The organism is Kitasatospora sp. NPDC001225 (assembly GCF_053597855.1).
Map to the genome: position 1 here is coordinate 1 of NZ_JBSFJC010000350.1, position 2557 is coordinate 2557.

Genomic DNA, 2557 nt, shown 5'->3' on the forward strand with positions numbered 1-2557 from the left:
GCCGACCAGCAGCTGGAGTTCTCCAAGGCCTTCGGCGTGATGCCCTCGCGCACCAGCGCGCTGGCCACCTACGCCCAGCAGTACCCGGAGTCCAAGGCCTGGGTCGACGGCGTCGCCACCTCCCAGCCGCCGGTCACCATCGCCGGGTTCAACCAGGTGCTCACCCAGTTCAACACCGACCTCCAGTCGCTGAAGACCGGTGACCCGGCGGCCGTCCTGGGCAGCCTCCAGCGCAACGGCGAGCAGGCGCTCAAGAATGCCAAGTAAGAGCGCCGCCCGTACCGACCGCACCGCCCGTACGGCCCGCACCGCCGGGACGAAGGCCGGGCGCGGCCTGCGCGAGGGAGCGTGGGGCTGGCTGTTCACCGGCCCCATGGTCCTCGTCCTCGGGCTCTTCATGGTCCTGCCCATCGCGATGGCCCTGTGGGTCAGCCTGCTGCACTGGGACGGCCAGTCCAACCCCTTCAGCGGCAGCGCGGACTTCGTCGGCCTGGACAACTACCGGCGGCTGTTCACCCAGGACGGCCTGGACCGCACCCTGTTCGCCACCTCGCTGCGCAACACCCTGTACTACGTGGTGCTGACCGTGCCGCTCCAGACGGGGCTGGCGCTCTTCCTCGCCATCGCCGTCAACCAGCGGATGCTGCGCGGCCGGGGCGCCCTGCGCACGGTGTTCTACTTCCCGTCCGTCACCAGCTCGATCGCCGTCTCGACGGTCTTCCTCTTCCTCTTCCAGGGCAGCGGCGCCGTCAACCGGATGCTCGGCTGGCTCGGCGTCCAGGGGCCGAACTGGTTCGCCGACCCGCGCGGACTGGTCTGGCTGGTCCTCGGCTGGTTCGGCGTCGACCAGCCGGCGCCGACCGCCGGCGGGCCGCTCGGACTCTCCTGGTCCGAGTGGTTCGCCGGGCCCTCGGTCGCGATGTCCACCCTGATCCTGATGGCGGTCTGGACCACCTCCGGCACCTTCATGCTGATCTTCCTCGCCGCCCTCCAGGACATCCCGCGCGAACTGGAGGAGGCCGCCGCCCTGGACGGCGTCAACCGCCGCCAACTGCTGCGCCACGTCACCCTGCCCGCGCTGCGGCCCGTCCTGTTCCTCGTCCTGACCCTCGGCCTGATCTCCACCTGGCAGGTCTTCGACCAGGTCTACGTGATGGGCAAGGGCGCCCCCGGCAACACCACCCTCACCCCCGCCTACCTGTCCTACTCCTCCGGCTTCGACAACGCCGACTACGGGCAGGGCGCCGCCATCGCGTTCGTCCTGCTCGGCCTGATCCTGCTGCTCACCGCCGTCCAGCGGTGGGTGCTGCGGGAACGGGACGGCAAGCCGGGGCGGAAGGGAGCCCGACGTGCCGCGCACTGACGCCCCGCGGGCCGAGGACCGGCCGGTCCTCGGCCGCTTCCCCCGACCGCTGCGCCTCCTCGGCTACGCGGCCCTGGCCGGCTTCGCGCTGATCTACCTGCTGCCGTTCCTGCTGCAGCTGGTGAACAGCTTCAAGACCGACCCGGACGCGGCCGCCCACCCGATGTCGCTGCTCCCGGACGGCGGCACCCTCGCCTCCTACCGGCGGCTGCTCGGGCTGGCGGACGGCGTGGAGAACGTCCCGTTCCTGCGCTGGCTGGGCAACAGCGTGGTGGTGACCGTCCTGGTCACGGCCGGCCGGGTGCTGTTCGACTCGATGGCGGGCTACGCGCTGGCCCGGATCAGGTTCCCCGGCCGGCGGCTGCTCTTCGGCTTCGTGCTCGCCGTGATGGCGGTGCCGGGCGTGGTGCTGCTGATCCCCAAGTTCCTGGTGCTGAAGAGCTTCGGCATGTTCGACACCTACAGCGGGATGGTCCTGCCCCTGCTGGTCGACGCCGCCGGGATCTTCATCATGAAGCAGTTCTTCGAGTCGGTGCCGCGCGAGATCGAGGAGGCGGCACGGATCGACGGCGCCGGGACCTTCCGGATCTTCTGGTCGGTCGTGCTGCCGATGTCCCGTCCCTCCCTGATCACCCTCACCGTGCTCTCCTTCCAGGGCTCCTGGAACGAGTTCACCCACTTCCTGGTCTCCACCCAGTCCAGCGACCACGACACCCTGACCACCGGACTCGCCCACTTCGTCGCCGGCGGCCTCGGCTCCGGCACCCAGTACCCGCTCAAGCTGGCGGCGGCGCTCGTCTCCACCCTCCCGGTGGCGCTGCTGTTCTTCTGCTTCCAGCGGCACTTCGTGCGCGACGCCAACTCGGGCTCGTCCAAGGGCTAGCCCCCGCATTTCCCCTCCCCCATCCCTTCCGCACCACTCTGGAGAACGCCCGTGCCCGCCCGCATCGAGGACTACGCGCTGATCGGCGACATGCAGACCGCCGCCCTGGTCGGCCGGGACGGCTCCGTCGACTGGCTCTGCCTGCCCCGCTTCGACTCCCCGGCGGTCTTCGCCGGCCTGCTGGGGACCGACGAGCACGGCTTCTGGCGGCTCGGCCCGGGCGGCGACACCGCCGCCCCGGCCGTGCCCGCCGACCGCCGCCGCTACCGGGGCGACTCGCTGATCCTGGAGCAGGAGTGGGACACCGACGG

3 protein-coding genes and 1 pseudogene are annotated in these 2557 nt (G+C 70.9%); all 4 read left to right on the top strand.

Annotated elements, in window-relative coordinates:
- Positions 1–267, top strand: a pseudogene (locus ACWDCZ_RS40245) (ABC transporter substrate-binding protein); the annotation flags it as partial.
- Positions 257–1363, top strand: a complete 1107-nt coding sequence (locus tag ACWDCZ_RS40250) for a carbohydrate ABC transporter permease (RefSeq protein WP_259316331.1) — start codon at positions 257–259, stop codon at positions 1361–1363. The pseudogene ACWDCZ_RS40245 and the gene ACWDCZ_RS40250, both read left to right, overlap by 11 nt.
- Entirely contained in the window at positions 1350–2246 is an 897-nt protein-coding gene (locus tag ACWDCZ_RS40255) for a carbohydrate ABC transporter permease (RefSeq protein ID WP_079272266.1), read from the top strand. The genes ACWDCZ_RS40250 and ACWDCZ_RS40255 overlap by 14 nt, the downstream gene beginning before the upstream one ends.
- A 90-nt stretch (positions 2247–2336) precedes the next feature.
- On the top strand, positions 2337–2557 hold a 221-nt coding region (locus ACWDCZ_RS40260; protein WP_449818582.1), incomplete at its 3' end, for a trehalase-like domain-containing protein.

Excerpts from the sequence above, each read along its gene's own strand:
- ACWDCZ_RS40250 (WP_259316331.1), top strand. The coding sequence starts at position 257 with ATGCCAAGTAAGAGCGCCGCCCGTACCGACCGCACCGCCCGTACGGCC.